At 44.4% G+C, this 7,056-nt stretch carries 5 protein-coding genes; 2 read left to right on the forward strand and 3 right to left on the reverse strand.

Annotated features, from left to right (window positions below; translation table 11 throughout):
• Positions 1-333: 333 nt before the first annotated feature.
• Both cbiB and NJ959_RS23360 read right to left on the reverse strand, forming a co-directional pair.
• Positions 334-1,305 (reverse strand): adenosylcobinamide-phosphate synthase CbiB, encoded by a 972-nt coding sequence (cbiB, locus tag NJ959_RS23355; protein ID WP_254014147.1) that lies wholly within the window; start codon positions 1,303-1,305, stop codon positions 334-336.
• 99 nt (positions 1,306-1,404) lie between these two features.
• Entirely contained in the window at positions 1,405-1,848 is a 444-nt protein-coding gene (locus NJ959_RS23360) for an Rrf2 family transcriptional regulator (RefSeq protein ID WP_254014148.1), read from the reverse strand.
• A gap of 311 nt (positions 1,849-2,159) precedes the next feature.
• On the opposite strand from NJ959_RS23360, the gene NJ959_RS23365 reads away from it, so the two are divergent.
• Complete coding sequence (locus tag NJ959_RS23365; protein WP_254014149.1) at positions 2,160-2,555, forward strand: AbrB family transcriptional regulator; 396 nt, start codon at positions 2,160-2,162, stop codon at positions 2,553-2,555.
• Positions 2,556-2,765: 210 nt separating this feature from the next.
• On the opposite strand, the gene NJ959_RS23370 is transcribed toward NJ959_RS23365, so the two are convergent.
• Positions 2,766-4,109 carry an ArnT family glycosyltransferase gene (locus tag NJ959_RS23370; RefSeq protein ID WP_254014150.1) on the reverse strand — a complete coding sequence of 448 codons (1,344 nt, stop codon included), beginning with the start codon at positions 4,107-4,109 and terminating at the stop codon, positions 2,766-2,768.
• Positions 4,110-5,086: 977 nt separating this feature from the next.
• Here NJ959_RS23370 and NJ959_RS23375 point away from each other — a divergent pair.
• Positions 5,087-7,009: a cation:proton antiporter gene (locus NJ959_RS23375; RefSeq protein WP_254014151.1), complete on the forward strand. Its 1,923-nt coding sequence runs from the start codon at positions 5,087-5,089 to the stop codon at positions 7,007-7,009.
• Positions 7,010-7,056: the final 47 nt, after the last annotated feature.

Consider the following 7,056-nt stretch of genomic DNA (forward strand, 5'->3'; position numbering starts at 1 on the left):
GTGTAGCCGCGACTTCTAGTCGCAGGCGTGCAAGATCTAAGTAAAACATTTCAGGTTTAATATCAAGTTTCGATTGTGGCCGATCAAAAAAAAATCCGCGTCCCCGCTTTCGTTTTAATGATAAGTATTCAATCGAATCAAATATGATGAGGGGTTATCGTGACCAGTATGACTAGTTCGCCATCAGTTGGCGTGAGGGGAAAGACCCCCTTTTTTAGGATTATGTTACTCTGTTGAGAGAAAAATTATTTTTTGGTGTACTCGCTACAACCTAATACTTGATTCGCCATGGAAGAAAGCTGGTAAACTCAAGAGTGCGATCGCGCTTCTGTGTTAGCCCAGGGCGTGGAGCAAACAAATCCCAATTGCCAACCAAATCAAAATACTATACCTTGTCAACCCTAAAGCTTGGTAAATTTTATCCTGTGTAATCGGCTCAACTGAATCTCCTAAAAGAGGTTTATGTTTAGCAATACCCCGATACCAATTGGTTCCCCCCACTTGAACACCTAAAATCGCTGCATAAGCACATTCACTCCAACCTGAATTAGGGCTGGAGTCTTTCACTCCATCGCGGCGACACAGATTCAGGACTTTTTGAGGCTTTCCCGACAAAAGAGCTAAAGTAATTACAGTTAATCTACAGGGCAACCAAGTGAGGTAATCTTCTAACTTGGCACTAAACCAGCCCAAATCTTGATAAGGTTCTTCCCGATAACCCACCATGGAATCTAGGGTACTGGCGGCTTTATATGCTAAAGCCAGGGGAACACTACCCACTCCGGGTAAAAATGCCCCGACAATCCCATAGAATAGAGGAGCCATGACACCATCGGTAGCATTTTCCGTCACTGTTTCCAGTACGGCGCGGAGGATTTCTGGTTCGCTCAATTTTTCTGTATCTCTACCAACATATAGACTTAATTTAGAACGAGCGAGATCTATTTGTCCATCGCTTAATGGTTGCAACACATCAACGGCTGCTCCTCGCAAACTTTTTCCTGCCAAACAGCTAGCTAGCATAACTGCTTCTAAAGAGATTCCGAATAGTGGATTCAGGTAGTTTGCGCCTCGAAGAATTAACCATCCTACCAATCCACTACTGAGTATTAGCCCTATACCTAGTCCAACTCCTGCTAACCGACGTTGCCATTTTCCATGGCAGTGGGTAATGACTAACTGAGTCCACTGAGAAATAATCCAGCCCATTACCCGCACCGGATGAGGCCAACCCCAAGGATCGCCGATAAGGTAATCTAGACTGGCAGCTAGTAATAAAACTCTGGACTCTGTAATATAACTCACGAAAATTTATTGAATATACAGGATTTTGGTTATTTTTCAAATAACCAATCATAATTGGCTCTCACTCCCTTGCCAACAACTAACAACCAACGACTTGATTTAAACCACAAAACTAGTTTCTTCTCCTCGAGCAGCTTGCCAGCTACGGGCATCGTAGTAAAGGTCTGCGAGAGTTATGCTGTATAAAGCTTCTTTAAGTTTTTCGTGTAACCGTCGCCAGATTGTAAAAGTCACCCAGTCTTCAGCTTGGGCGGCATCTGGAATATGGTGAGGTAAAGGTTCGATAGTTTCGCCAACTGCTGCTAAAATCTCACCCAAAGAAATTTCTGCTGGAGAGCGAGCTAATTGATAACCGCCTTGAGCGCCTCGTATCGAGTATACTAAATCGGCACGACGCATTTCTATAAGCAATTTCTCCAAATAAGGAGCGGGTAAATCTTGGCGCAGAGCGATCGCACGAACAGATGTTGGTCCATAATCAGGCTGTAGGCTGAGATCGAGTAGTGCTTTGACACTGTAATGTCCACGAGTTGTGAGCTTCATTTGTAGAGAGTAGAACTTAATGGACTTTTGCCGCAACTTAAAAAAAGCCAAGTTTAGCGGCGAGTAGTTCCCATCACGGCTTTGACACCATAACATTATCTCAATAAAGCAGTTGTTTCTATCGGCTCCATCAAGATGAACGGTTTCTGAGAGACTAGTTCAGAAAAAAGATAGGGAAACTAGTTGACAGTTTGGGTGTAATATAGTTTGATAGGCTAATAGAACACCAAGATTTTTTTATCTTGGTTGACCGTCGGTATAGCGAAAACGCTTACTACCAGTTAACTGCTTACTTTTAGATATTCAATCTGATGGCTAAAAATAAAAAGATGGAACCCTTAGAGGGAGAGGAACTGGTTCAAAAAGTTAAAGACCTGGGAGACCTGAGTAAGGAAGAAAAGGCAAAAGCCTGTGGCTACTGTACCTTCACAAAAAACGGGGTAGAGCGAGTCAACATGATGAAGTTTCTCAACGCTCTGATCGATGCGAAGGGAATTGAGTTAGATATCACAAGTAATGGTAATGGTCGTGGAGGGAGGACTGCCAGTTATCGCATATCTGTCCAGTCTAACGGTAACCTACTGATTGGCTCCGCCTACACCAAGCAAATGAACTTGCAACCGGGTGATGAATTTGAAATCACCTTGGGAAGGAAGCATATTCAGCTAAAACAAGTCGATGCAGAAGAAATACTTGAGGCATCCTAACCTCAACCTGTAAACGAAAATTGTAGGGTGCGTTATGCGAGAGCTAACGCACCCTACGCAATCTGCGTGCCATTAGCAATTTTCAAGATTCCCATTTGGCAACGGATGGGGTAACGGATGTAACGGATGGAGTAACGGATATGGTGGATAAGGTAGCGGTTTTTTGGATGTGGGATTATTCAGATTAACAGATAAACCATCCATTTTAGTTCACGATAAATTCCCAATCCAATCACCAGACAAATAGGGAGAAGCCATAAACAGTAGGAGCGAGATATACATACCCCAACACAAAACGAAAATAAATTGCAAGTCGCGTCGGGCTAAAAGAATAGCTGAGATCCCCATTGTTAAAGCAAAAGAAGTAGAGATAGCTGGCAAAAAGTAATTGGTGGATTGAGAAATAAAATAAATAGTACCTGCGATCGCACCCACAGCCATCAATCCTAAACTAATAGTCCAAATCCGAGGATAAGATTTAGAACTAGGCCAATTCCAGATATCCGCCAGTTGAGCGCCACCAGCTAAGGCTAAAGCAGGATAAATGGGCAAAGCATTCCAGGGTAGTTTAGTCACCATCAGAGAAATTGCGCCCAAATAAACAAATGTCCAAACCAAGACTAATTTAGCCCAACCCCAATTGCGATTCTTCCAGGCTAGCCACAATCCGCAAGGGAAGAATACTAACCAAGGGGCTGAAAATTTGCAAATTTCTATGAGATAGTACCAAGGAGGTCCAGTATGACCATCTACAGCCAGCCAAAGAGGTTTGAGGGAGTGGTCGATCGTACTTGTCGCGATCGATGTCTGACTGTATAGCAGCGGGATAGAGTACCAAGCTAACCCAGGTACGATACCCAGAAACCAGCCTAGCCACCAATACCCAGAAGTGAGGAGTCTGGGGGTATCCCAGACTAAAAATACCAGAACGATCGCCAAGAGACAAAGTCCCAGCAGAACCCCTTTAGAGAGGCAAATCAAGCCCAAACCAACCCCAGCACCCAGCCCATAGCGTAAATCCCGTCGCGATCGCAAAACACACCACATAACCAGCATGAAAAAACACAAACCCGTCCCATCGCTCATTGCCAAACGCCCATAATAGACAACAGGGAATAAGGTTAAATAAATCAAGCTGGCAAAAATTGCGCTTCGACGAGCTGGGAAGATTTCCCTAGCAATGCCATAGAGGAGTGGTACAGAGAAGGCAGACAAAATCGCACCAGGTAAGCGCGTCATCCAGATACCATTGCCACCAAGATTATAAGCAAAGGAAATTAACCAATGGAGTAGTGGGGGATCTTGGGGATAAGCTTGAGCCTGGAGGGATGGATAAAACCATTGCCAAGATCCCACGGTATGTTTGCCGATATTACCCGTCACTAAATCAATCGTTGTTTTCTCCCACCCTAAAAGAGGCAGACTTTCCAGATTAATGCTAAATAAGAGTAGTGCTGCTAGGAGTAATCCTAAAAGCAAGATCCGCTCAACCCAGCGTTGAGTTTTGCGAATTCGGCTGCCCGAGCGTCCCCAAATAAACGTTTGACGATCCATCTTTAAACTAACAATTTTAATTGCTACCAACTATCAGTGGCACTTCTGGCGGCAATCCACAAGGCATTTGTGGGTTGAGAGCGGTAGTAGTGCATCTGGGCGGTTCTATCCAATTATGACTTTCCCAATCACCAATTTGTCTAACTAAGATGCTAATTTTTTAGATTTGAGAACGAGAAAAGCTGGCAGAGCAATTCCTTTGCGCCTTCCTATTCCCCCCTTTCCCGGACTAAGTTAATGAAATTAACAGATAACTGAGATCTTGCACCATTGACAATAAGTGTAGGGTGGGCAGTCCCCACCAACGTAATAATCAGCTTTTCGCCTGATATTGGGGACTGCCCACCCTACATAAAACTAAAGCCTTAACAGTCCACCAAATTGATGTCTAATGGGTTGTGGTTAGTCAGAAACCCTCAGAACTTGGTGGGATCGCTACTAGGGATAAACCCCAGGATTCACTCCAGGAAAGACTTAGGAGCTGTGATGCAATTAATAATACTGTTCTCTGCCACACAGAGGTGTTACAATAGGTGGAGTGAATGAAAAGTTAACTGTTCGGGCATCCATTCCCAACCAATTGGCTGACCTTATTGGTAAATCGGTACAATCTGAGGTCTCTGGGAATCCATCTTTACTAAATACATCCGGAACAGCATCATTTCCGAGAAATAAGTAAATAACCCACAAGCTTTATGCAAACCATGGGGATTTCCCTCGACACCCTCAGCAAGAAAAACCCTTGATTGGGTGGGTTTTGCGGATTTATCGCACGTCGAACTTTAATGAACTCAACCATCTCAGGCTTTTGAATATGGAAAATACAGTACGGCGAAAGTTTCCCAGCAACTGGAGAAAACCCCTTTCGCTGATTGACTCTTGCCTGTTAAGTTTCCTTCGAGATTGGTTATTTTTGCCGAGGGGCAAAACCAATCGGACATTCAAAGCTGAGTGGATTCTATGCAACCATTAGATATATGGAAGACTCTCTTGAATTAACCCTACAGATGGTGATCGTTGTCTCAGCCGGGATTAGCGCCCAGGTAATCGCTGAGTACCTCAAAGTTCCCAGTATCGTTTTTCTCCTTACCTTTGGTATTCTACTGGGACAAGATGGCTTTGGTTTCTTGCATCCTCAGCAACTGGGCGTTGGTTTAGAGGTGATTGTTTCCCTATCGGTAGCGGTCATTCTTTTTGAGGGAGGACTAAATCTGAACCTGCGAGATTTAGGCAAAGTTTCCGGTTCCCTTAGAAATTTAGTCACTTTGGGCACTTTGATTACGCTCATCGGAGGCGGGATGGCGGCTCACTGGCTGGGGGAATTTCCCTGGTCCATTGCTTTTCTCTTCGCAGCATTAGTCGTTGTCACTGGTCCAACTGTAATCGGTCCGTTGCTCAAACAGGTGAAAGTGGATCGACGAGTAGCGACTATTTTAGAAGGAGAAGGGGTTTTAATCGATCCGGTGGGTGCAATCCTCTCTTTTGTGGTATTAGACACTATTTTGAATAGCGGTGCCGATCCCCAAATGATCGTTATCGGTTTGATCCTGCGCTTGGGTGTGGGGGCGGTTATTGGCGGGGTTGGTGGTTGGTTGTTGGGCTTATTTCTCAAGCGTGCCGATTTTATCTCAGAAGACTTGAAAAATCTGGTGGTTTTGGCGGGAATGTGGGGTTTGTTCGGCTTGGGGCAGACAATTCAGTCTGAATCGGGTTTGATGGTAACGGTGGCGGCTGGTATTGTAGTTCGAGCCTCGTCTTTACCTGAAGAGCGTTTGTTGCGACGATTTAAGGGACAGTTAACTGTCTTGGGTGTATCGGTGTTGTTTGTCCTTCTGTCAGCGGATCTCTCAATTGCTAGTATCTTTGCTTTGGGATGGGGTAGTGTTTTTACCGTATTGACGCTGATGTTTATCGTGCGCCCCATTAGTGTGAGTTTATGTACTTGGAATAGTGGGTTAAACTGGCGACAAAAAATATTTTTAGCCTGGATTGGCCCGAGAGGTATTGTTAGTGCTTCTGTTGCGTCTTTGTTTGCAATTCTATTAACTCAAAAAGGAATTAATGGTGGGGATTCGATCAAAGCGCTGGTTTTTCTCACTATTATGATGACGGTATTTCTCCAAGGGTTAACTGCTCGTTGGGTTGCTCAATGGCTCCAACTTAATCCAGAGGCTAATGCGACGGGGGCTGTGATTATTGGTTGTAATCCTTTGAGTCGTTTGATTGCTCGTCTATTTCAAGAACGGGGAGAATCGGTTGTTCTGATTGATACCGATCCGGAGGCTTGCCAAAAAGCTCAGGAAGAAAATTTGCGCGTTTTCCATAGTAGCGGGTTGGATATTGATGTGTTAGAAGAGGCGGGACTTGAATCGATGGGAACTTTCTTGGCAATGACTAAGAATGGTGAGGTAAATTTTGTTTTAGCACAACGAGCTGCGGAAGAGTTTGCGCCACCGCGAGTATTTGCTGTATTTCCTCGCGATCCTCAAACAAATGGCACGAATAATAAGATTAAAGTTAATCAGGCATTCGTACCTGAACTCTCAATTAAAACTTGGAACCAGTACATTATTGATGGGCAAGTGAAGTTAGGGCAAACTGCTTTAAAAGAAGGAGAATTTGCTTTTCAAAAGGCTCATTTACAAGCCTTAATTCGCGCCGGAGAATTGGTTCCTTTACTATTGGAAAGAGATGCTCATGTTCAAGTAGCAGGTGCTAGTGAAACTTGGCAAGCTTGCGATCGCATTATTTATTTATTGCACGATCCTAGACCAAAACTTTTGAAGCGTTTGTCGGGTGGTACTTCTGCTTCCCTTCTGGCGGTGGAAATACTCTCAGAAGTTGAGGAAATCCCCATTGCTATTCCTTTCGCGGAAATGGCGGTAGCGGAAACGAATTGAGGTGAGAGGGAGTGGAAAAGCGGATGCCATATCGGGAGGTGGGGAGT

This window comes from Limnofasciculus baicalensis BBK-W-15 (genome assembly GCF_024178385.1).
Lineage (GTDB): Bacteria > Cyanobacteriota > Cyanobacteriia > Cyanobacteriales > Coleofasciculaceae > Limnofasciculus > Limnofasciculus baicalensis.